Raw genomic sequence first — 23121 nt, 5'->3', positions numbered from 1 at the left:
CCCTAACCCCTAACCCCTACTTAGTTTCCGAATCTGAATCCCGACCTTTTTCGCTACCAGCTTTGACACACTTTTCTACCAATGGAGAGACTGTGTCAACATCTTGCCATCCAAGGATTTCTGTAACCTTTTTCTCCAAATTTTTGTAAGTGCGGAAAAATTCTTCTATTTCAGCTAGTCTGTGTGGCGCAATGTCTTTTAAGGATTTGACATGAGCGTATCGGGGGTCTTTGTCGGGAACGCAAAGAATTTTTTCATCGCGATCGCCACCATCTATCATCTCTAACATCCCAATTGGTCTTGCGGCTATCACACATCCTGGAAACGTTGGCTCATCCATGATGACTATGCCATCAAGCGGATCGCCATCATCAGCTAGAGTGTTAGGTACAAAACCATAGTCATAGGGGTACTGTACTGACGAGTAAAGAACTCTGTCCAGAGCAAAAGCCTGTAGGTCTTTATCATATTCGTATTTGTTTTTGCTTCCGCCTGCAATTTCAATCAAAACGTTGAGCAGACCTGGTTTAGGCTGAGCTGGAATCCGAGATAAGTCCACGACAACACTCCGTTTGCTTACTGTAAACTATGAGAGCTATATGCATAGCTCCCAGTGTAAGATTCTATCCCTAGTGGGTCACAAGAAGAAAGGCGGCGGACAGAAGTCTGAGGTCAGAAGAAATTTCACCACTAACCACTAACCACCAACCACTACCTTTGCATTCTTATCATCATGGGTTGGGGAGAAGTATGAATGTTGTTTGAAGAATAGTGAGCGATAATAAATAGAGGTAATGTCAAAGTCAGTAAACCAATCCCGGTTCCCACAATATCTGCCAATCGATGGGAATATGTGTCGCTTTGGTTGACAGATTGAGAATTTGAATTCATAAAAGTTGAGGCTAGATACACCACTTGTAGTTTCCCTCTTTTCTAGAGAGGCTTGCTGTTATTTTAGCTATTTTTTTACACCAATTTCTGTATGAATAAAGAATATCAATCATGTTTAAACCTTGGCAGACCTATTTTTTTGATACAGAAAATACTTGATAAGAAGCTAAAAATTAACATTTTATTTTTTACCTTGTGTTTAATCGCGCAAAGCAGTAAGCGTTTCTATTGTAATCTTTACTCTACGCATCCTCTAGAAATATTGCATTAATATTTACAAATTTTCATTTTATCTGTACCGAAAGCGAGACAGAGTATAAGCGTTTTGTCTTTAGGGATCGATAGCAAAAACACCAGAGCACAGGCATTTTCGCTTTTCTCGTCGGTTGTTTTTTGCTTGATGAGATTTCATCCCCTTACCAATCCAGTTATGTATTTTATTTTGTTAAGTGAAAATGCTTAAAATTTTTGAACACTTCAGACTGTTAAGGACGATATCAGTTTTTTAACAATACATGAATACCGAATAATTACAGAGAAAATAGAAGTGTTGAGAAGTATTTATCAGTGATTCCACTCATAGAAAATTTTTTAGCTTAAGTGAGAAAATCTGATGAATATATCTTCGTAGGCAATGGACAAAATATTTTTTACTATTCCCTACTCCCTACTCCCTACTCCCTACTCCCTACTCCCTACTCCCCATGTAAGCATGGAAAAAAACCGCCTCTAGATTAGGGCGGTCTGGTTAAGCAATCGGAGGGTACTTTCAGCTTACTCTGCCAATTTTTGAATTGTTGTAACAGAGTTTGCACTTATGGGGATTGGGCATTGGGCAAGGGGCATTGGGCATTAGGGATTGGGTTACGCCTTGTAAGCACTCATAGGTTCTTTGATAAATTTAATGTAAAGATGTTTGAAGGTAGACTTGATAACGCGAGGCATACCAAAGTCAATGGGTACGAACTTATCCGGTAAACGCCAATCCTCTATCTTTAACAAGCCGGGATGCAGATTGGGAAAGTGAATGTCATCAAGTTCGCCAATTAACCCCAAGCGCTTGGATGCAGCAACAGTTGGTACTTGTTCTGGTTGGACGTTCAAAATTTCCACTATTGCTCTATCTAAAGCAAAAATATCTGATGATGCCCCTAAGATTCCTAATGCACGGGGTTCTCCTCCACTCGGTCCGTTGCCTTCATGACCGATAATGCCATCTACAATGGTCAAGTCGGGATTAATCACCCTGGCTGTTTCCACCAACATTTCAGCAAATCGGTTTGCGTCTTTGCCTGCTTCCATATGCCACCAGGCTTTCATTTTACCTGGAACGCAGCCAAACAAGTTTTTTACTCCTAAGGTAAGTACCAACTGAACGTGAGACTTTACCTTGGGTAAGTTGATTGTAACATCAGCTTCCATCGCTTCTTTGGACAACAACAGGTGGTTGAACTCTTCGCTGACTGTTTGATAGCGATTTCCATGAAATTCAACGACTGGCAATTTGAGTTCTTCTAAAACTGGCAGATATCCGCTTGCTACTGCTACTCCTCTGGCACTACCAAAAGCAGGGCTATCACCTAAAAAGGGTTTGCCACCAGCTTCAATCACCATTTGGGCTACGGCATAAACGAGTTCGGGACGGGTGGTACACTCTTTCCCAGGACGTGCGCCTGTAAGTAAGTTGGGTTTGAGTAAGACTCGGTTCCCCGGTTTTACAAACGCTGCTATTCCTCCCAAGGTTTCTAGCAGTGTTTCCAATGAATCTCGGAGTGTGTCACGTTCGTATGAAGTTGCACGAATTAAGCTGACGGATGGTGTTGGAGTCGGCATAGTTATATCAAAAACAAGGAAAAAGTAAAGAAGGAAGACAACCTTTCTTTTATCTTCCTTCTTTCTTCATCATTCCGACTTGCCGTCCTGTATGGTAAGAGGCACAATTACGCTCATTTGTTCCAGGTTTAATACGTTGGCTAATTCTTCTTCACTCATTAACCCCCGTTCTAACACTATCTGGCGTAAAGACTTTCCTGTTTCTAAGGATTCTTTGGCAACAGCTGCTGCGTTTAAGTAACCTATATGGGGATTTAATGCTGTGACTAGGGCTAAACTTCCTTCAGCATATGCCAAGCAACGTTCTTGATTGGCGGTAATTCCTTTGATGCAACGTTCGGTTAAAGCAGCAATGGTGTTGCCAAGAATTTCTATGCTGTGAATGAGGTTATAAGCAATGAGGGGCATCATAACGTTCAGTTCTAGTTGTCCTGCTTGTGCGGCTAGAGCGATCGCGCTGTCATAACCCATTACCTGAAAGCATACCATTGATGTCATTTCTGCCATGACAGGGTTATACTTCCCTGGCATAATTGAGGAACCTGGTTGCACTGGAGGTAACTGAATTTCTTTAAAGCCTGTTTTTGGTCCGGAATCCATCAACCGCAAGTCATGAGATATTTTGACTAAGTCTTGAGCTAAATTGCGTAAAGCACCAGAAACGTTAACAAATGGTGCCATACTTTGCATTGCTGCCATCAAATGAGATGCTGGTTCTAGGGGAAAGTTAATGATTTCTGAAATCGTTTGGACGACATATGCTCGATATTGGGGGTGAGTATTTAACCCCGTACCTGCTGCACTGCCTCCCAAACCCAGTATCATTAAGTCGGAAGAAGCTGTGTATATGCGGTTTTGGTGTTCTGTGAGGATGTGCGCCCATCCACGAAAGTTTTCACCCAAGCGCACGGGTACAGCATCTTGCATGTGGGTTCTGCCCGATCTGACGACATTTTGGAATTCTTGGGCTTTGTCTTCGAGTGCTGCTATGGCGTTTTCTAATGCTGGGTGTAGTGTTCTGGATAATGCCAGCAAGCCACCAATACGAATTGCTGTGGGAATCACATCATTGGTAGATTGTCCGTAGTTTACATGATCGTTTGGACTAACACGTTTGTAATTGCCCTTTTCTTCTCCAAGAATTTCTAGCGCTCGATTCGCTAACACTTCGTTAACATTCATGTGATGGGAAGTGCCAGCACCTGCTTGGTAGACATCTACCACAAATTGGTCGCGCAATTTCCCTGCTAGCACTTCATCTGCAGCTTGCACAATTGCCTGACTTATGTCTTGGGAGATACATCCTAGTTCGCCATTGACAATAGCTGTCGCTTTTTTGATGATAATACACGCGTCTACGTAAGTGGGTAAAGGCTTAATGCCGCTTATAGGAAAGTTTTCTGTTGCCCGCAGTGTTTGAATGCCGTAGTAAGCGCTACTTGGTATAGAGCGATCGCCCATTGAATCGCGTTCTATTCTCATGTCTAAATTGATTGGTTGAGTCATGATGAAGTGAGGACAAAGGAAAGTGGAACAATGAAACTTCAATACAGCATTATTATTCAGTGGTCAACAGAAGATTGTCAGTACATTGTCAGCTTACCAGAGTTCAGTCCCTACGCACATACCCACGAAGACCTACGCAGAAGCTCTCAAGAATGGTGAAGAAGTTCTAGAGCTTTTGGTAAAGGAATACCAAGCACAAGGAAAACCATTACCAGAACCTCTGAGTGCGAATACTGTTTTTCAGATCGCTTGACATTTTAGCAATGTTCAAGAAATAAATTATACATCTTGTGGTATTGTGCTCACAGCTCGTTCTACTTTTAGTGGCGGGCAGTGACAGAGCCGAACTAAGATTTCAAATTTTATGACTTTACCAAACTGGATTACCTTCTCTCGCTTATTAGGGATACCATTTCTGCTGTATCTTTTGTACAGTCCAGATCCTAAATTCCAATGGATTTGTGTAGCAATTTTTCTGGTTGCTTCTCTAACAGATTGGTTGGATGGTTATTTAGCCCGGAAACTCAATCAAATTAGCGATTTGGGTAAGTTTCTCGATCCGTTGGTAGATAAGTTTTTGGTGCTCGCACCTTTACTCGTGTTGATTGAACTGGGACAGGTTCCTGCTTGGGGTGTGTTTCTTATCTTAGCACGAGAGTTGGCGATCGCTGGTTGGCGCGTTAGTCAACCCAAGGTGACGGGGGCTAATATTTGGGGAAAGCTCAAAACTGTCAGTCAAATTGTAGCGATCGCACTTTTAATTGCTCCTTTATCTCAAGAGTGGCGCTTGTTTTCTCTTATTGTTTTTTGGATTTCTGTTGCTCTGACGTTAATTTCTGGGGTCATTTATCTTTTGCCGTCGAATAATAGCGAAGCTTCAGACAGTCAGAAAGCTGAGGTTGAGAAAAATTGAGCTGTTGGTGATAATTTCGTGCGTAGAAAGGTTTAGTACCCTCTGCCTTGCAGATAGGGCTAAAGCTCACTATGTCTCAAGGTTTTTTTCAAACTTTGTTTCTTAGGGTAGATGTGTATGAGATGGTTTTGTGGAACGCCAATTTTTCACGTACAAACAGTTCATACCAATCTAATTCTTTAAAATATATAAAGTTATATTTTATACCAACATTTTTTAGGTTTTAAGTATTAAAAATTTAACAAAAAAAATTTTTGAGCAATGAAAAAAGAAAAATAGCTTAATATAAGCAATACAGAAAATCATTGTACTTAAAATTATATATTTTCTTAAGTATCAATTTAATTCATTAGGGTAATTATGAAGTATGTTTTCTTACCCTGGTTAAGATATTTTTATACCTTTGATTCATTAAATTTGCCATTACTAATAAACTATTCCTTAAGATAGGTGAAGTTTTTGTGATAAAGTCTCGTGTAATGTGTCACTTACCATGAATCAACGCGTGTGGATCATTTACAAGACCCCACTGTCGTTCCTAGAAACTCACAGATGCCTTTGCGATATTCAAACACAGATAGGTTTCATATCAGCAAAGGTAAAGGGTTGTCAAAGCTACCTCAAAATTATCAGGTAGGGGAACTTCCCAACCTCAACGTATACCTGTTGGAGCGTCGCATTACCTGTATGAGTGTTCCAGCAATTGTAGAAGCGATTTATGAGGCTTCTGTTGAAGGAAGAAAAATAACTGTAGCTAATTACAACGTGCACAGTTTTAATCTTTCCATGCAGTTACCTTGGTACTATCAATTTCTTCAAAGTGCAGACATTACCCATTGTGACAGTGTTGGCATTTTAAAGGCGATAAGATGGATGGGTCTAGATTTACCCATCGAGTATCGCTCTTCCTACTCTTTGTTAATGCCACAAGTTTTGTCCAAGTGTAATGCACATGGGTTTTCTGTATTCTTCTTGGGTTCAAAACCTCAAAATTTGGAGATAGCACTGAATCGTCTGAGGCAACAATATCCAAACATTCGCTTGGACGGACATCACGGGTACTTTGACAAGGAAGATCCCGTACAGAACGAAATGGTGATTCAAAAAATAAATCAGGCAAAGCCAAATGTTCTAGTTTTGGGTATGGGAATGCCTATTCAGGAGCATTGGGTGTACAAGCACCGCAATCGTTTGCAAGTGAATGCCATTATGCTTGGTGGTGCGATAGTCGATCGCCTTGCTGGTATTGTGCCAGATTGTCCAAAATTCCTATCTCACTTGGGATTGGAGTGGCTATACCGTTTGATTCGCGAGCCTAAACGTCTAGCAGCCCGATATCTGCTTGGTAACCCAGCCTTTCTACTGCAAATAGCTTTAGCCAAATTTTATGCTCCACCATTACGCGTGCAGCCAATGCAGCCTGTTGAGAGAACCTTGCCTTCAAAAGGAACTACTTGCGAGCGGGATTTGTCTGGAGCAATTTACACAAGAGTCAAGCAGATTGCTGACTATTTAATCGAAGCAAATCTTCTAACTCAAGCACAGGTTGAGACTGTTTTATCGGAGCAAAAGCTAGCCGAGCTGCTTTTGGATGAAGTTTTAGTCAGGAAGAAAGGCATCAAAAAACAAACTCTCGAGCGTATTATCAACAAGGTAGTTTTACCTGATGGTTACTAGTTCGTAATTTGTAATTCGTAATTAAGGGTGCAACTACAAATTACGAAATAATAGAGAATTCTTTAGCTACAAAGGCAAGATAATGAGAGTTTGTTATCTTATTCAAAGTCATAAAAATTCAGAGCAAATTTACCGACTCGTAAAGACTATCAAACAATCAAGCCCGGATAGTTTTGTTCTTGTGAGCCATGACGTCTCTGTTTCTAATTTAGATACGGCGACACTCAAAAATTTATCGGGAGTACAGATTGTTCCCGGTTTAGGAGGAAGGGGAGACTTTTCTATAGTTCAGGGATACCTCGATGCTGTTGGCTGGCTTTTTAGTCAAAATATAGCTTTTGACTGGCTAACTAACCTTTCGGGTCAAGATTATCCCACGAGATCGCTCTCACAAGTTAAAAATTTCTTAGCAACCACCCAGTATGATGGCTTTCTAGAGTACTTTAACGTTTTTTCTCAAGAGAGTCATTGGAGCCAAAGAGAAGGTTATACCCGCTATTTCTACAAGTACCAGAAATTAAAATATCTGAGTACATTACCCGAATGGGCAAAGGAAATAGTCACACCTATCAAGATAGTCAATTATCTTCAGCCATTTTTCAGACTCAATGCTGCCTATGGTATGTTTGGTGTGAGAAGTTCTGTTCCTTTTAATGAAAATTTTGTTTGTTATGGAGGGTCTTTTTTCTGTACATTATCTCGACAGTGTATTGAATATCTCTATGAGTTTTATCGCACTCGTCTTGAGATTGTTAATTACTATAAAGGGGTAGGTGTATCAGATGAATCCTTTATCCAAACAGTATTAGTCAACAGTGGATTGTTCAACCTGTGTAACGATAACAAATTTTACTTTGATTTTTCTGAAACTCGCAATGGTCGCCCACGCTTGTTAACAACAGATGATTATTTGTCTATAATCCAAAACAACGCTCACTTTGCGCGAAAGTTTGATATGAGCCTGGATACCAAGATTCTCGACCTGCTAGATGAGATAGTTTTGGAGAAAATTTTAATTTCTTAGTACAGAGAGTTATGTGATGGCTGCTTCTCCCAAGGCGATAAGTCCAAAAGTTAGTGCGATCGTTCCTGCTTACAATATTCGTTCCTACATTGTCCAAGCGTTAGCATCTTTGGAATGTCAATCGTTTCATGATTTTGAAGCGATTGTTGTGGATGATGGATCTTCTGATGGTACGGCTCTAGAGGTTGAACCTTTCGTCAAGCGTGATTCGCGCTTTAAATTGTTGCGAAAACAAAATGGAGGTCTTTCATCAGCACGAAACTATGGTATTCGCAATGCTTCTGGAGAATATATTGCTCTGTTAGATGGTGATGATATTTATCACCCAGATAAGCTAGCCAATCATGTCGATCGGTTAAATAGTAACCCCGATATTGGGGTTGTCTATAGTGCTTCTAGGGCTATTCGTGATGATGGAAGCCCAACTTTTATGTATTTGAGCGGTAAACCAGTTAGCAATGACCCCTTACTGGCTTTACTTTGCAAGAATTTTATTGGTCATGGTTCTAATGCTGTCTTCCGTCGCTGTATATATGATGAAGTTGGTGAATTTGATGAAGGATTACGCAGTTGTGAGGATCTTGATTTTTGGTTGAGAGTGGCGGGAACGAGACGATGGCGGTTTTATCGAGAACCTAGCGTGTTGTGTTACTACCGCATCCGCCCTTCAGGGCTTTCTTTTAACGTGACGCAGATGCAGCAAACTTGCGAACAAGTTCTTCAAGGTGCATACCATCGCAATCCAGAGTTAGTGGAGTCGGTATTACCGACTGCTTACGCTTATATGTACCGCTATCTATCTCGATTGTGCCTTCAAGCTAGTAATATAGAACAAGCCCGCGATTTTATGAAGCAAGCGCTAAAAGCAGATAGTTCAATCTTTGTCAATGACCCGCGATCGCTTCTTACTTTGATAGCTGTACATTTAGCACCATTGACTCGATTTATGATGGGAAGAGTGCTTGGCAAGGCAACATCTGCTTCTTAATGTACCCTTAACGATTGTGTCACCAATGAAATCAATTTCCCTGATTAAAAGTGGATTTTGGATAACCTATGCTACGTTTTTAACACGTTTTTTTGCTCTCTTGAGCAATTTGATTTTAGCAAGATTGCTTTTACCATCCGATTTTGGTGTCATTGGTATTGCCTACGTTTTCTGGTCTTTCTTTACACTGTTTACTCAAGGAACAGCAGGCTCTTTTATTATGTGCAAAGGGACTGAAGATAAGCGTTACTTAAATACTGCTTATACAGTTAGCCTTTGCATTGGTATCACTTTTGCTTTAGCAATGATAGCGAGTTCTCCAGCGATCGCTAATTGGTTCAAGGAGCCAAATTTAACTGGGTTGTTAATAATATTTGCTTGCAATTTGGTATTGTCTTCTATCTTCTACGTGTACTATGGAATTATGACCAGACAGATGCAGTATCGAGAACTAGCAAATATTAATTTTCTGAGTTGTATGACTCGCCTAATATCTACAACAGGTTCTGCTTTACTGGGTTTGGGTTACTGGTCATTTGCCATTGGAGATACTGCTTCTTGGGTAATTGGTTGTATTATGACACGTTACAAATCGGGTCATAATCTACGGTTAGAAATTAATCCAGAGGTGAGAGCAGAAGTTATATCCTTTTGTTTGGGAGCAACAGGTTCTAGCTTTGGCTTCTATCTCAATGCGAACATGGACAATCTTGTGGTTGGCAAACTTCTGGGTAATGCCAGTCTTGGCTACTACAACCTTGCCTATCAAATAACAATGTCATTCTCGCTGATTTTTAATTCAGTTGTCAATCAATTAGGAATGCCAGTCTTTGCTCAGATTAGTGATGAAAAACAGCAAGAAGAAACTCTTTTTAGAGTCGTTGAAGAAATGTCTTTTATTATCGCGCCCATATATGCTCTATTATTCTTGATTATTGATAAACCACTGATAGCTTTTGTTTTTGGTTCTCAATGGACTCCCATGTCTATTGTAATTCCTTGGTTGCTGATTTTTGCCTACTTTCGCGTTATTAACAGTCCTCTTGATTCCATGCTTTCAGCAAAAGGTCGCCCAGACTTAAATGCTAGAGTGAATATTTATATTGCTCCTATAGCCGTTGTAGCATTTATTATTGGGTCTCAATACGGAGGTATTCTTGGAGTTAGCATTGCTGTCGCTTTTGTTTTGGGAATTGTTTGGACAACTGCTTGGTGGTGGGTAGGATGCAGACAATTTAATTGGTCGCTCGCCAAATTTTTTAAAATAACTTTTCAAGCAATTATTTTTATTGTTCCGTCTCTATTTATTTCATCTTTTTTCCCTTTTTTGCTCAAACCAATTGTATTTAGCTGCGTATATATACTAAGTCTTAAATTGCTCTTACCAAAACAGTTTTTAAAATATCAAGAAATAACAGATAAAGTTGTAAGGTGGTTGAAAGAAAAATGACAAATGACGAGTATCAAGGTTGGCTAACACCAGTTGGGGATAGCCTTAAAAAGATTGCTAATGTAGCAGAAAAAGTTAGCACAGGTGATAGGGATTCTGATTTTTGAAAACAATCAAATGATGAAATTGGTGCTTTAGCGGTAGCCTTTAACCGAAGGAAGAAAATTCTTGAAATTGCTCTAAATATGCTCAATCAGCAAACTTACTAAGATAAGATTTGGCACCATTCGAGCGCTTATATTGATGAGTTTGTCATGGCAGATACGGTTATTTTTCATCAAATGGATGTTGGTTTGTCAGTAATAAGATTATTTAACATGAATGTGAATTTTTCAGTGATGAGCAAAGTCATGAAAATGACCAGTTTGATGACTAGGGGTGCAAAAATCACACTCAACAGAAGTAAGAATAATGCAGTTAATTTAACAGCCAACCTCACTATCTCATCTGTAATACTTTTACTAATATGCAGAAAACCTATAGCAAGTGTTATTCCAATTAATGAAGTCACAAACATGATAAATACCTTGGAACTGCGACTCGTAACACTATCCAAGTTACGGCAACAAAATGAGGAACTTGTGAAGAAGTCCAAAATTTGTTGCGGATGTTCCAAGATCGATAAACAACTCAGTCTAGCAAACGCTGTTTAAACTCTGTAACCTGTTGAGGATATTCAAAACGAGAGCACAAGATGACTTCCCAAGTTGTAGATACCTTTGCAATACTGCAAGGGCTGAGCAAATTGTAGGTTGGGAAAACCCGTGTGTGAAACCGAACAAATGTCTGTAAATGTTGGGTTTCGTTCCTCAACCCAACCTACGTGTTTTCGACTTTTTAGGCTTAACCGACAAGTATTGGATACCTTTGGATGAGTGATGATTTTAACGATCCTTCACCACATGAATTAGCGATCGCAATTTTTGCTCTCGACAGATAATTTGGAGTCTAACCTTTTAACTTCTTCGGAAGTTGAACTAATGGAAACTACAGAAATTTCTTCAGGTTTCAGAGGAAGAAAACTTTTAACTTCTATAACTAAAGTTTTGCACTCGCCCATTACGTTTGTAGTTGCAATACATACGCTAAAGTGCTACTACAAGCCAAATATAGAAATTTTACTTTTCGTTACATAGTTTTGTATGATATCCCCCGTAGCATCAGAAATTACCTTTCCTGAATCAACTGGAGTAACTCCTCAGTTGATATCTTGCCACTCATATCTGTACCTTCTAATAAACTATCTGCTAAATCTCGCTTGTGATGGTGCAAGCTGACAATCTTATCTTCTATAGTATCTTTTGCTACTAAGCGATAAATCGTGACCGGGCGTTGTTGACCGATGCGGTGGGCGCGATCGGATGCTTGGTCTTCCACGGCTGGATTCCACCAAGGGTCCATATGAATGACATAATCAGCAGCCGTGAGATTCAGCCCCGTACCTCCCGCCTTCAAACTAATTAAAAAGATGTCCCCTTCTCCAGACTGAAACGCATCTACCCGCTTTTTGCGTTCTAGTGCAGGAGTACTCCCATCCAAATACTGGTACTCGATCTGCTGATTTTCTAAATACTCGCGAATAATCTGCAAATGGTCAACAAACTGACTGAATACCAAAACCTTATGGCGATTTTCCAACAACTCCTCCACCACCTCACCAAAAAGCTGCAACTTAGCACTCGGAAGTGGAGTATCAGCCATAACCAAACGTGCATTGCAACAGGCGCGACGCAGTTTCATGATTTCTGCTAAAACTTGTAGGTGTTTCTGACCTCCTGCTACTTCACTATCCGTCAGTTTGGCGATCGCATCCCGACGCAGCGCCTCATACAAAGCCATTTCCTCCCGACTCAAATCCACGTGTAAGGTAATTTCCGTGCGAGAAGGTAACTCCTCTAATACCTGATTTTTCGTGCGCCGCAACAAGAAAGGTTGAATCAGTTTTTTCAACCTATTACGTACTTGTTTGTCCTGAAATTTCTCAATGGGAATGGCAAAACGTTGGTTAAAACTTTCCAAAGAACTCAATAACCCAGGATTGATAAAGCGGAACAGATTCCACAGTTCACCAAGATGGTTTTCAATAGGAGTTCCTGTAGTAATCAACTTAAACCCACCTTGAAGTTTCATTGCAGATTGGGAACGCTTAGTTGCTATATTTTTGATAGACTGAGCTTCATCCAGAACAATAGTTTGCCATAGCACCTTGGACAGCATCTCCGCAACTTCTTCCTGCTGTAACAAACCGTAGCTGCAAATCAACATATCAAATGGTTGCAACCGATCCAATACTTTTTGACGATTGCCACTACCAAATTGAATAATATTGAGGGTAGGAGCAAAACGCTGCGTTTCACTTACCCAGTTCAGACACACTGAAGTCGGAGCCACAATGAGAGTTGGTCCTTCATGAGCACGCGTGAGGATAACAGCTAACGCCTGGACTGTTTTCCCCAAGCCCATTTGGTCGGCTAAACACGCTCCAACCCCCCAATGAGCTAGCCGCGCCAACCACTCAAATCCCTCAAGTTGGTAATCCCGCAGTTCTGCTTGTAATGTAGAAGGCAATTTTGGTTGTAGGTTCTGCGCTTCCTTCAGACGCTGAATATGCGCCTTCCAATGTTTGTCTGCTTGCAAATTCCCCACTTCTTCCGCCAAATCTTCCACAACCATTGCTGCTAGTGGATGAAAGCGCATTCCTTTACCATTTTTTTCCGTAAATGTCCGCAATTCATCAAGACGTTTGCGAAATGCTTGAGTTAAGGCGAGGAACTGACCGTCTTTGAGGGGGACAAAACGACTGGGTGTTTGCTCTAACAATTCCATCAGTTGCTGCATATCAAGTACCAGAGTCTCGTCTAATTCCAACTCTCCATTGAGTAGCTAAATAACGGAGTAAACCGGAGTCAAACACCATCATTTCTTCACTTTCTAGGCTCACTCCGTAGTCGCTTCCAGTAGCAAGCGGATCGTAGACCCAACCACTTGGAGCGTAGTTCGGTAGGAACCATTAGGCAGTCTACCCAAGCCTAGTACAATGAAAGTGAGAGGTTGCAGATTCTCGTTCTAGTTTCATTGCACACCTAAAACATTACTGTTCTAGGCTTTCTCTCGTGCAGAGTTAGCCTGATACTTTGTACCTGTCCTAAACACGAGATTAGTTCTGTGTCGCAATATTGCTTTTAGCGCTATGTTACGTGCAGCGTTCAATCCAGAATGAGCAATGTAGCCATTAACCGTCCCCACGAAGTTAGCCCCTTTTTCATAAGACTGGAAATCAAACAAGGTCTTCGGGAATTCGTTGCTACGCCAGACCGGATTACCCCAAGGGTCAAATCTCGATGTATTACGAGGGTTAACCCTTGTTGTGAGGATGCCGTAGTCTTGGTAAGCTATTCGACTTACTTGTCGGTACACCGACGATTTTAACCAGTAAGCTCGTTTCTGGTTTGAACGACGGGAATATTTGCCACGAATCGGTTTGAGGTTGCCCAAATGTTCAAATGCAATAACTGAACAACCCCAAGTTTTTGCCAACTCAACAATTTGTCTGGCGTAGGCTCTACCCAACTCAACCTCCCGGTTGTGCAAGTTTTCCCACATCTTTGATGCAAAACCTTTGTGGATAGTACCCGTCTGCTGCATCTTTTTGGCTATCCTTCCTAGTTGTCGCTTCCTACGCTTAGTGTGGCTTGTTTGTTTGATGAAGTGACGTGTGACCTCAAACACCTCGCCCTTAGCGTTGACCTCTAGGACAGAACATATAGCAATATGACGATCTAAATCCATGTCTACACCCAAGACTCTCAAAGAGTCTTGAGCCATAATTGTTTTAATTCCTCCCGTTGCTGGAATATACTTTTGTAGCGGAAAAACGATGTATGCCGCATTTCCTTTTACTACTACTAATGGAGAACCTTTTACCCACTCGGCATCTACTAGGGGTGCAAGGTATTGGAATTTAACCCACTTCCACTGACCATTAACTAGTATTTTGAGTATGATAGACTGCCCATCGTCCTCTTTCCATACCCCAGCATCAAAGCTAGGAGAGAAGTTGAAAGAACGAGGCTGTAGTGGCGGTCTATGATGTTTTTGCTGATTGGGACGATTCAACCACTTCTGGTAGTTGCTATTCCAGGACTGCCAAGCACCAATAGCTTTTCTGATAGCAGCACGACGAAATTGCACAGGAAATCCGTTAAAGGGGAATGGATATACAGTCTTCGACCCTATCGTTAACTTTTCATAATATCTCCATCCCCCATCTTCCGCAACAGGTATGTTGACACCTGACGGATGAGTGTTAACTAGTGCGAAGTAAAAATGTACAACCTCGTTAAAAGCTGCCTTGGTTTCATTTAAATCAAACCCATTCCGCTCAAGTTTACATTTAACGCTTTTAGTTGCAATCCTGAAACCTTTCTTTTTCTTCAGCATTAGTTATCACCTCCCTTCTTGCTGTCTGCTATCTTATTAGTATATCTGCACCTAATAAATCATGCAACCAAAAAAAGGAAAAAAGAGAATAAAAAACCAACCCGTTTTTTATGATGAAATGAAGGAGAGACATATGATAGTCGTTACTCCTACAGTATGGAAAAAGCTACAAGCTTTGGCAATTGACTCAGACCTTAGTGTTAGTGAGTGCTTGGAGCGTATTGTCAGAGATATAGACTCTGATTGACTCCATTTGACTCCACGATTCTCTTATCTAGTAGTACGACAGCAAACCAGTCTCCCTGGCGTTGAATTTTCATCTGAAAATCGTTGAAATCAGCATAATGCTTGATGCGGAATTTTTCTCCTTCTGGCCATTCCAGCACTATACTATCCCCCAAGGCTTGCAGTTCCTGTAGGAGTTCCAAACAGTCCTCTAGTTCCTCCACCAGCCATTCACCATTTTGTTCTTCTTGACGGGATAAGGTAGGACAAGCTGCTATAACTGCATGAGCAAGTTTCTTCTCTTCACTTAAATTGCGTGTGGTTTGCAGACGCTTCCCTTCCACCTCCGCAATCACGGTTTCACCACCCGTACCAGGAATGTAATAAGGACCACCTCCATCAAAGGGTCGAACCAGTACAGCCACTTTCAACCCTTCCCCCGCAGGTAACAAATGAACGTGGGGTGTGGCTTGTGCTGTCACTTCTTGAGCATTTTCCAACCCACCCCCAATATCAGAATGTACCGTGACAATTCCAGAAACTGCATTGATAGCAGCTAAGACACGATCTTTCGCTATAGCAGGGACTTCTAGTCGATTGTCCTTACCAAGAATCTCCGCAATCTGCCGATGTGCAGCACTCATTTCAATGACTTTTATCCGAGTTGGAGTTTCTTTAACAGTCAGGATTTCTTGTTTTTCTGGAAGCTTGGGAAAAAATTCCAATGTTAAGCGATCGCCCTTAGCGTAAGCCGTACCCGACTTCTCGCGATTCCCTTTCTTCACCAGCAATTCCGGCTCTCCCTTGACAATTTCCACACGAGTCGTTGGAGAATTTTCCCAAAATACAAAAGGATGCCCTACTAACTCACAAATCGCTTTTTCGTTTAAAGTATACTCCGTTTTTCCGTAATATCCATGAGAGCCATCATAATAAGTTTCAATATACGCACACACCCTGAGGTCTTGAGGGGTGATATAATCAAACTCGCTCAAACTATCGCTCAACCGCTTTAAAGCTATAGGACGACCCACACCCCAACTCCCTTTAGCGTTTATCTTTTGTTCGCGAGGCTGTAGCACGCATTTGTTAGAATAGAAAGTGATAAACCAAGCCAAGCGCCGTTCAGCAAGAGTTTTCGCTGGGGTTTGTGGTTCTTTCTGAATATTAGCTAGCGCCTTCAAGCTAAATTCCCAGGGTTCTTGAGGTTGAATCAGCCCCACAATGCTTTCTATCCCGCTCTCTTCACGCAAGATTGCTGCTTTCGTGTCGTAGGTGCTGCGTGGCTTGAGACGAGATAGCAGCTCTGCTGTTTCCATTGCCAACCAATCGTATCCAGACACCACCGCTTGATGATATAAATGTTCCAATAACCTAGGAAGTTGCTTTTTAGCTGTATCAGCATCTATCCAGTAGAGACAAAGGGAACATAACAGTATTTCTAAAGTATTACCGTTAACCAAAGAAGGAATATGAGCATCGACAACAAATTTTTTTTGTGCGATGTTACCTTGCTGAACTTGCAAGACTGTTTTTAGTCTTGAATAAATTAACTTGAGCCAATGGTTAGGCTGGCGTAAAATCATACTAGCATATTCTTCTGCTTCCTGCAGACGTTCAAGCGATCCGTCTTTCAACAGAGCCAAAATAAAAAACAAGCCGCTTATAGTGTTAAAATATACTTGTCGTTGACTCTTATCTTTTTTAAGAACTTTGAGACTGGTTGTATAGTATTCAATTGCTTTATCATTTTCGCCACGTAAGAAACTTAGCCAACCCCAGAAGACAGTAGCATAATGCTGATACTCATCAGATACACGCACCAAACTCTGTTGAGCTTCTTGTATATGACCCCTCAAAAGCAGTTGTTCCGTTAAAATCAGTTGCAACTCATCTGAAGAATGTCCACCAGGAGTCGCGCACTCTTCTTCAAGTAAGGCAAAAGCCTCCTCTGCGGGATAACATTTCTGTGTTGCTTTCAACAGGATACTAGATATAGCAATCTTGTACAATTCTTCAGGCAGAGTCCGAAACCAATCTGCATCAAATGGATTATGACAAACTTGCTCTAAGATATTTTCTATCGATATATTATCTTGAGTATTGTATTTCCTGTAATCTTCAATTTACTTATTAATAAAACTTAGGCTGTGACTGTAAAGACCAATACGGACTTCCCGAACCAATTCGCTCTGATTTTTGAAGTACCGAGGTCCCTCTGTCCACCGAGTTTTGATAGGTAATTTTTCCTGCACTGCTCTAACCAGTGCGTCAAACCTTCCTGTTTTAACTGCATCACGAGTCGCAATTTCCGCAAGCAAAGGATGGCATTGAGGACCTTGTCCAACTGGTTGCACCAACAAACCTGCTACTAACAGTTTATCAATATAAGGTTTTAAAGTTGAAGCATTAAAAAGCTGACCCTTTTCGTTACGTGCGCCAATATAAGTAAAACACTCTAAAAACGAAGTTCTATTGATAGGCTCATAGATAACCGAGAACAATTGGACAATATTTTGTTCTAATGCTGGTAGCTGATGATAGTCTTTCGCAAGTTGTGAGCGAAGCACATCGCTATCAGCCTCAGAATTGCTCGTGGTACTCATCAGTTGTGATATATTTTTTATACTAAATTTGTAGATAACAGAGTACACATTATAAACTAAATTTCTACAAAAAATAGCTTAATATTTCTACATATAAATCTAAGGGAACACCAAAAAATAAATTATCCCAAATCCAAAATAAACGTGTAGGGGAGCTCTTGCATTGCGCCCCTGTGATTGTTGACAATTGTGGGAAAGTCAAGTTCTCAACCGTTTTCAGTATACTTAGTCTTGACAACTGGAAGTCAAAGGTTAGAATGTATCTGTACTCTAGCAATTTCCAGACCGGGCACTACAGCGTTCATTCAATACCGCGAGCAAGTTTGAGTCTAGAATAGAACTGCGTTGTAACAGAAGATTAGGATTAGAGGAACCATAAGAAGTTATTCCAATAACCAGATTGGCACCAGTTTCTAGTCCACGAGTTTGTCCACTCGCTGAAGAACCAAAATTCATGATCCAAGGTCCCCCACTCGAACCGTTTTCCATATCAGACCCGTACTCTACAGAGTTAGGAGCCACAGTTCTAAAACTTTGAGCTGTAACTTGATGCATTTTCAGACAAGCATCTAGATTGCAGGGATAGCCAAGCATAGTGGCGTGGTTCGGAATGAGGCGATTAGTTTGATAGCCTAAATATCCCACAACATCACCAATCCGCCGTGACGAGGAGTCATCTGCCATTTCTAAAATAGCAAAGTCGGAAGAATTAGGGACTCTATTGCCACCAGAGAACCAGGGAGTTGTCGTCTGAACTGTCGTGTAAACCCATCTTCCGTAAGGAGCGTTCCCATCTCTGAAAGCAGGGATGAAGGCAAAGTTTCTGTAGTAACCATTGACACTGCCATTGCCATTATGAACACAATGACCAGCAGTGAGGACAATTCTGGGACGAAGAACAACACCAGAACATTCAGCGTCGTTACCAAGTTGATCTGTGTAGAACAGCTTTCCTACCGCCCTGTAGGGATAGGATAGATCGGCTGAGAGTGGAATCAGTTGGGAACTAGTGAAATAAGCACTCTCTGTACCAGCATTATGGGGTACAATAGAAAAATCGTCATTAACAGGATTAACTTCTTGTTGAGTTGGTTCAAACAGCAAATTATTGAGATTAGGCTCTAGGTTAAGTATAGGTGGTTGACCATTCCCTCTGACTGAAGGTTCAACAGACAGAGATAACAATGTCCTGCTGGTATTGATAGATGACGAATCAAGTTTTAATAGGTTAAAAGGCTTAGCATTTCTGAGCCTCTGAGGAGTCCAATAGGCATTTACATCTTCCCTAGCAGAGGTTGGTAAAGCCAGATTTACAGGCTCCGATGCTTTGCCTGGGTGTAAGAATGTTATTAAAATAAACAGAATTGATAATGCAACAAATTTCCACAAAGTTTGACTTTTCATAATTGTGTTTTTATTTCGCGCTTGTTGTTTGAATGTCAAGTAACTAGTACAATTCGTCAGAAGTATGGAGGCAAAGGAGCCACTGCGGTGGACAGGTTTCATAGGCTACAGCAAGTAGCGTAGCAGAAAGTTCAAAAGCTTATAGGAAAAGTTTTTGCGCCTTCCGATACTGCTTCCTTACTTCTAATTTCATGTACTACAAATTTTAGATGTTTAAAGATGTAAAATTAATGTTTTAATGTTTGTGGAGCTTACTTTTTGCTCATTCAAGTGACTCCGTAATTGTGTAAAATAGAGATTTGAATGTGGAGAAAAAACTGAAAAACCATTTGTGACAGTAGGGAATGCGGAAAGTAGGTTAAAACACAAAAAAATAAAGATATAAATTTCTACAAAGAAATAATATTTTAAGAGGAGATAACTAGTCCCCAAACTAAAGAACAGTTTTTGACCTAAACTAAAGTTTAGGTATTATTATCAAGTTAAAAGATGGTCAAGTTAAAAATTTGCTCGTCAAAAGTGATAGAACTTTACTAAAATAACTTGATATTTATATACATAAATCCTCCCCTCTTTTTTTTACCTCTGCGTACTCTGCGTCCTCTGCGGTTCAAAAAGTTTCATGACTTTCAGATCCCTGACTTCTCCAAGAAGTCGGGAATCTAACCAACACGTCTTGTCAATCACAGTGATTTGATGTAGTATAAAATACCTTGAAAAAATCACCGAAAAGTACGCAATACTCCTTGAGAGTACTATCGTCGATTTGTTTAAATTCAATGGACACAAGTTCGCCTAGTAGTCACAGTAGTCATATCCCCAATGCTGGGTGAGTTTGTCTCTCAGCGCGAGGGAGACATTAGGAGGTTATTATGCTCACCTGGGAAGGACGTGCTGAACTGTCAAGCATTGCTGACTTAAACCAGCTAAAAGTTGAACTCAATCGTTTGCCAGCTGTTGATGTAGGAGACTACATTGTGGAACAGCCCACCGAAAAACGCGCGATCGCATTCCGCTTGCTCAACAAAGATCAAGCCATCGCAGTTTTTGAATACTTACCTTCTGAAATTCAAGAAGAACTGATTGAAGCACTTCACGACACGCAAGTCTGTCAAATTGTAGAAGCAATGAGTCCGGACGATCGCGTAGAGTTGTTTGATGAGTTACCTGCAAAAGTCGTCAAGCGCTTGTTACAACAACTTAGCCCGGAAGAAAGACAAGTCACAGCAACAATTCTCGGCTACCCTGAAGGAACGGCTGGGCGCGTCATGACAACGAAATATGTCCGTTTGCAGCAAGGTTTAACAGTTGGAGAAGCTCTAAACAAAATTCGCCGTTACGATGAAGATAAAGAAACCATTTACTACGCCTACGTCACCGACGAAAACCGCAAGCTTGTGCGAGTAGTTTCCCTGCGCCAGCTGTTGTTTACAATTCCTGAAGCTTATGTCAGAGATGTTGCTAGCGATCGCGTCGTAAAAGTCAAAACGGAAACTCCCCAAGAAGAAGTCGCTCAGATAATGAAGCGCTACGACTTGATAGCACTTCCTGTGGTGGATCGCGAAGATAAACTTGTAGGAATCGTCACCATTGACGACGTAGTAGACATTTTAGAAGAAGAAGCCACAGAAGATATTCAGAAACTCGCAGGTGTGAGCGGTGGTGATGAAGCCGCCCTGTCACCCCCCCAAGTCACCCTCCGCAAGCGTTTTCCCTGGCTATTGGCTAATATTGGCTTATATATTGGAGCAGCGAGTGCGATCGCGCCATTTCAACAAGTCATTTCCGTAGTGCCCGTTTTAGCTGTCATCATGCCAATTCTATCCAATACCAGTGGTAACGTCGCCATTCAAGCTTTATCCGTAACAGTACGAGGATTGGGAGTAGGAGAAGTTACACCAAAAGATACTTTGAAAATTCTTCGCAAAGAGATTTTGGCAGGATTGGGGACATCCGTAGGGCTGGGATTATCTTTGGGTATACTGTCCTTAATATGGTCACCACCTCAAGAGAGATGGGTAGCAGTTGTAGCCGCCTTAGTCATGGCTGTTAACGTATTTGTTGCAGCGAGTATGGGTACAGTGCTACCAATGTGCCTGAAAAGGTTAAAATTAGACCCGGCATTGATTAGCGGACCGTTGTTAACTACGTTATTAGATGCAGTGGGATTTCTCACTTTCCTGACTTTAATTTCAGTGGCTTTGAAGGTTTTTCGTTGAGATTTCCCTCACCTCGTTCAGACCCCCACCTCGTTCCCAGGCTCCGCCTGGGAACGAGAGAGTACAGATGAGGGGGTCTTACCCCCCATTGACCAGCTGTATCCCTCACAGAAGTTGGGAGTGAGAAGGTCGCCAATGCTACTGAGTTAAGCGTCTTTTAATTAGGTCTTAACTCAGCGTCGATCCTCTCAGCAATGGAAGTAGCTTCAAGGCGAATCCGATCCGGGCTAAGAGTAAGCATCTCACGTCTGTGCATGAGAACTTTGCCATCTACAATGACAGTATCAACATCTTGGGCATCTGCTGTGTAAACCAGATGAGAGATGACATCGTAAATTGGGGTCAGATGTGGTTCGTTAAGTTGGACTTGAATGAGATCTGCTTGAAGTCCCTCCTTAATCGCACCAATTTTATCTGCCAAGCCGAGTGCTTCTGCACCACCAAATGTTGCCATACGCAAAACAGTCTTTGCAGGTACAGCAGTTGGATCGAGAGTTGTCCCTTTATGGATGAAGGCAGTAAGGCGAATTGCCTCCCACATATCAAGATCGTTGTTAGAAGCAGCTCCATCCGTACCCAGACCAACTTTAACTCCCGCTTTTAACATCTGTGGAATCGGCGCAAAGCCAGAAGCTAGCTTTAAATTCGAGTCAGGATTGTGGATAACACCAATACCGCGTTTTGCCATCAAGGCAATTTCACTTTCGTTAGGCCATACGACATGTGCGGCAAAGACACGCGGCTCCAAGAAGCCAAGATTTTCCAAGTGTTGTACTGGAGTTGCGTTATAACGCTGTTGAACATCTTCTACTTCAGTTTTTGTCTCTGCTAGGTGAATTGTTAGGGGGACATCGTATTGACGTGCAGCCTCAATAGCTTGTGTTAGATGCTCCGGCGAGACAGTGTAAGGAGCATGTGCAGCAATGGCTGGTATGATACGTGAGTTCTTACCTTTCCAGCGTTTTACAAAATCTACAGCTGTGGCAAACGCATCATCCCACCCTTGAAAACCGGGGCTGGGAAAATCTATTGACGATGGTGCAATAATGGCACGCAAACCGCACTCATTTACCACTTCAGTTGCAACATCTGGCTTAAAGTACATATCAACAAAAGTCGTTGTTCCGCCTCGTATCATCTCCCAACAAGCTAGTTGTTCGCCGATACGAATAAAATTTTCGTCAACGAATTTTGCTTCTGCAGGGAAGATATAATTCTGGAGCCAATCTTCCAATGCTAAATCGTCTGCGAGACCGCGAAACAGAACCATTGCTGAATGAGAGTGACCGTTGACAAGACCGGGCATCAATACCATGCCTTCGCCTGGAAGCGTTCTGTCGGCTTTATATGACGCCAGAATTTTATCTTTTTTGTCTACCGCAATAATTTTGCCGTCCGCGATCGCAACTGCACCATTCTTGATAACGGGTTGTGCGTCGTTCATCGTCACGACAAAATCACCACCAACAATCAAATCTACACTCCGTGTTTCTTGAGAATTCGGATTGCTATTGCTCCATGCGATGACTATCTGACTGGAAAAGACAAAAAACAACGTACAAACGAAAAAAACTAGTAAATTATAGTACTTGGGCAGATGGCGTTTCACCTTATTATCCTCTTTTCGCTAGTGACTGTATCATCAGTCATTGCTAATAATAAGGCACCTTTGCCTCCGCTCAAACTTTTTATACAATTTACTACTTAAAGGTAAATTATACTTGACAAATTTGCTGCTTTTTATTTTTGCACCTTTTCTTAGTGGCAAAATTTTCATTCAATATGTATATTGACAAATACAGTATTGTGTAGGTTGGGTTGAGCAACGAAACCCAACAAATTCATTTAAATGTTGGGTTTCGTTCCTAAACCCAACCTACGTGTTTTCGTATTTTTTGGCTTAATCGACAAGTATTGATACCTATGCTTCATCTCACCTCTTACC

16 protein-coding genes and 2 pseudogenes are annotated in these 23121 nt (G+C 41.4%); 8 read left to right on the top strand and 10 right to left on the bottom strand.

What is annotated here, in order from left to right; genetic code table 11:
- Positions 1-16 precede the first annotated feature (16 nt).
- The 4 genes from F7734_RS51055 to F7734_RS51040 form a co-directional block, all read right to left on the bottom strand.
- Positions 17-559: an inorganic diphosphatase gene (locus F7734_RS51055; RefSeq protein WP_166482673.1), complete on the bottom strand. Its 543-nt coding sequence runs from the start codon at positions 557-559 to the stop codon at positions 17-19.
- Between the two features lie 152 nt (positions 560-711).
- Entirely contained in the window at positions 712-891 is a 180-nt protein-coding gene (locus F7734_RS51050; RefSeq protein ID WP_155751933.1) for a hypothetical protein, read from the bottom strand.
- A gap of 864 nt (positions 892-1755) precedes the next feature.
- Entirely contained in the window at positions 1756-2724 is a 969-nt protein-coding gene (locus tag F7734_RS51045; RefSeq protein WP_155751932.1) for a DUF362 domain-containing protein, read from the bottom strand.
- A 69-nt stretch (positions 2725-2793) separates the two neighbouring features.
- Entirely contained in the window at positions 2794-4230 is a 1437-nt protein-coding gene (locus F7734_RS51040; RefSeq protein WP_155751931.1) for an aspartate ammonia-lyase, read from the bottom strand.
- Between the two features lie 30 nt (positions 4231-4260).
- Here F7734_RS51040 and F7734_RS51035 point away from each other — a divergent pair.
- The 7 genes and pseudogenes from F7734_RS51035 to F7734_RS51000 all read left to right on the top strand — a co-directional run bounded on the left by F7734_RS51035 (position 4261) and on the right by F7734_RS51000 (position 10935).
- Positions 4261-4483 (top strand): annotated as a pseudogene (locus F7734_RS51035) (type II toxin-antitoxin system HicB family antitoxin).
- A gap of 111 nt (positions 4484-4594) precedes the next feature.
- The gene (pgsA, locus tag F7734_RS51030) at positions 4595-5143 is read left to right on the top strand and encodes a CDP-diacylglycerol--glycerol-3-phosphate 3-phosphatidyltransferase (protein WP_155751930.1); all 549 of its coding nucleotides are present in this window, start codon (positions 4595-4597) and stop codon (positions 5141-5143) included.
- 507 nt (positions 5144-5650) lie between these two features.
- Positions 5651-6820 (top strand): WecB/TagA/CpsF family glycosyltransferase, encoded by a 1170-nt coding sequence (locus F7734_RS51025; RefSeq protein WP_347566430.1) that lies wholly within the window; start codon positions 5651-5653, stop codon positions 6818-6820.
- Positions 6821-6902: 82 nt separating this feature from the next.
- Positions 6903-7844 (top strand): beta-1,6-N-acetylglucosaminyltransferase, encoded by a 942-nt coding sequence (locus F7734_RS51020; protein ID WP_155751929.1) that lies wholly within the window; start codon positions 6903-6905, stop codon positions 7842-7844.
- Positions 7845-7860: 16 nt separating this feature from the next.
- Entirely contained in the window at positions 7861-8832 is a 972-nt protein-coding gene (locus F7734_RS51015; protein WP_155751928.1) for a glycosyltransferase, read from the top strand.
- A 25-nt stretch (positions 8833-8857) separates the two neighbouring features.
- Positions 8858-10282, top strand: a complete 1425-nt coding sequence (locus F7734_RS51010) for a lipopolysaccharide biosynthesis protein (protein ID WP_155751927.1) — start codon at positions 8858-8860, stop codon at positions 10280-10282.
- 254 nt (positions 10283-10536) lie between these two features.
- A complete protein-coding gene (locus F7734_RS51000) occupies positions 10537-10935 on the top strand; it encodes a hypothetical protein (protein ID WP_155751926.1) in 399 nt (132 codons plus the stop codon).
- Between the two features lie 514 nt (positions 10936-11449).
- Here F7734_RS51000 and F7734_RS50995 read toward each other — a convergent pair.
- The 5 genes and pseudogenes from F7734_RS50995 to F7734_RS50970 form a co-directional block, all read right to left on the bottom strand.
- Positions 11450-13156: pseudogene (locus F7734_RS50995) on the bottom strand (DEAD/DEAH box helicase); the annotation flags it as partial.
- Between the two features lie 225 nt (positions 13157-13381).
- Positions 13382-14722, bottom strand: coding sequence for a hypothetical protein (locus F7734_RS50990; protein WP_155744658.1), 1341 nt, complete (start codon positions 14720-14722; stop codon positions 13382-13384).
- 224 nt (positions 14723-14946) lie between these two features.
- Positions 14947-16929: a hypothetical protein gene (locus tag F7734_RS50980; RefSeq protein WP_155751925.1), complete on the bottom strand. Its 1983-nt coding sequence runs from the start codon at positions 16927-16929 to the stop codon at positions 14947-14949.
- A gap of 144 nt (positions 16930-17073) precedes the next feature.
- Positions 17074-17553 (bottom strand): hypothetical protein, encoded by a 480-nt coding sequence (locus tag F7734_RS50975; protein WP_155751924.1) that lies wholly within the window; start codon positions 17551-17553, stop codon positions 17074-17076.
- 270 nt (positions 17554-17823) lie between these two features.
- On the bottom strand, positions 17824-18957 hold the full coding sequence (locus F7734_RS50970) for a trypsin-like peptidase domain-containing protein (protein ID WP_166482672.1): 1134 nt from the start codon (positions 18955-18957) through the stop codon (positions 17824-17826).
- Positions 18958-19829: 872 nt separating this feature from the next.
- Between F7734_RS50970 and mgtE the strand changes: the two genes are divergently transcribed.
- Complete coding sequence (mgtE, locus tag F7734_RS50965) at positions 19830-21176, top strand: magnesium transporter (RefSeq protein ID WP_155751922.1); 1347 nt, start codon at positions 19830-19832, stop codon at positions 21174-21176.
- Between the two features lie 157 nt (positions 21177-21333).
- Here the strand turns inward: mgtE and F7734_RS50960 are convergent, their stop codons facing one another.
- The gene (locus tag F7734_RS50960; RefSeq protein WP_347566429.1) at positions 21334-22785 is read right to left on the bottom strand and encodes an amidohydrolase; all 1452 of its coding nucleotides are present in this window, start codon (positions 22783-22785) and stop codon (positions 21334-21336) included.
- Positions 22786-23121: the final 336 nt, after the last annotated feature.

The sequence above is a fragment of the Scytonema sp. UIC 10036 genome (assembly GCF_009725235.1).
This window is presented reverse-complemented; position numbering and strand designations above follow the sequence as displayed.

What these genes read in the sequence shown, in the direction of transcription:
- F7734_RS51050 (WP_155751933.1), bottom strand. Translation starts at nt 891, where the DNA reads ATGAATTCAAATTCTCAATCTGTCAACCAAAGCGACACATATTCCCAT.
- F7734_RS51045 (WP_155751932.1), bottom strand. Translation starts at nt 2,724, where the DNA reads ATGCCGACTCCAACACCATCCGTCAGCTTAATTCGTGCAACTTCATAC.
- F7734_RS51040 (WP_155751931.1), bottom strand. Translation starts at nt 4,230, where the DNA reads ATGACTCAACCAATCAATTTAGACATGAGAATAGAACGCGATTCAATG.
- pgsA (WP_155751930.1), top strand. Translation starts at nt 4,595, where the DNA reads ATGACTTTACCAAACTGGATTACCTTCTCTCGCTTATTAGGGATACCA.
- F7734_RS51020 (WP_155751929.1), top strand. Translation starts at nt 6,903, where the DNA reads ATGAGAGTTTGTTATCTTATTCAAAGTCATAAAAATTCAGAGCAAATT.
- F7734_RS51015 (WP_155751928.1), top strand. Translation starts at nt 7,861, where the DNA reads ATGGCTGCTTCTCCCAAGGCGATAAGTCCAAAAGTTAGTGCGATCGTT.
- F7734_RS51010 (WP_155751927.1), top strand. Translation starts at nt 8,858, where the DNA reads ATGAAATCAATTTCCCTGATTAAAAGTGGATTTTGGATAACCTATGCT.
- F7734_RS51000 (WP_155751926.1), top strand. Translation starts at nt 10,537, where the DNA reads ATGGCAGATACGGTTATTTTTCATCAAATGGATGTTGGTTTGTCAGTA.
- F7734_RS50990 (WP_155744658.1), bottom strand. Translation starts at nt 14,722, where the DNA reads ATGCTGAAGAAAAAGAAAGGTTTCAGGATTGCAACTAAAAGCGTTAAA.
- F7734_RS50975 (WP_155751924.1), bottom strand. Translation starts at nt 17,553, where the DNA reads ATGAGTACCACGAGCAATTCTGAGGCTGATAGCGATGTGCTTCGCTCA.
- F7734_RS50970 (WP_166482672.1), bottom strand. Translation starts at nt 18,957, where the DNA reads ATGAAAAGTCAAACTTTGTGGAAATTTGTTGCATTATCAATTCTGTTT.
- mgtE (WP_155751922.1), top strand. Translation starts at nt 19,830, where the DNA reads ATGCTCACCTGGGAAGGACGTGCTGAACTGTCAAGCATTGCTGACTTA.